The sequence below is a fragment of the Pedococcus sp. P1_H8 genome (assembly GCF_056405175.1).
This window is the reverse complement of sequence record NZ_JBFUCP010000148.1, coordinates 1-504: the sequence shown is the minus strand read 5'-3', so window position 1 is coordinate 504 and position 504 is coordinate 1. Positions and strand designations below refer to the sequence as shown.

Annotated in this window: 2 protein-coding genes; both read left to right on the top strand. The window is 71.7% G+C overall.

The genetic code is table 11. From position 1 onward, the window contains the following. A partial coding sequence (locus AC1DYG_RS19315; RefSeq protein WP_477641474.1) for a hypothetical protein occupies positions 1-292 on the top strand: 292 nt, incomplete at its 5' end. Between the two features lie 13 nt (positions 293-305). Continuing rightward, the coding region (locus AC1DYG_RS19310; protein WP_477641473.1) for a roadblock/LC7 domain-containing protein at positions 306-504 on the top strand (199 nt) is incomplete at its 3' end.

Below are 504 nucleotides of genomic sequence, written 5' to 3'. Positions count from 1 at the left end.
GACCGACCCCACCGATGCCGAGGTGAGCCCGGCCTGGAAGTCCGCCGCGGACGTAGGCTGGGACGCCGCCAACCGGGCCACCGGGCCACGCGACGAGTCGCGTACCGCTTCGGGGCTGCCACAACGTCAGCCCGGCCAGCGACTGGTTCCCGGCGGCGTCGAGGGGACTGACCAGACCAACACGCCGCCGAGGCTGCGCGACCCGGATGCGATCCGCGAGAAGCTCAGCAGGCACCAGCGGGGCATCCGCGAGGGCCGCGCCGCCGGCCAGTCCGAACGCAACAGCATCTAAGGAGACAATGAACATGGATCAGGGATCCGAGCTCAACCTGGATCAGGGATCCGCGGGYCGCAGCTCRCTCGACTGGCTGGTCTCGAACTTCGCCCGCGACGTACCGGGCGTCACCCACGCGGTGCTGGTGTCCGCGGACGGGCTGCTGATGGCGGCCAGTGCCCACCTGCCGGTGGACCGGGCCGAGCAGCTGGCGGCGGTGACCTCCGGGC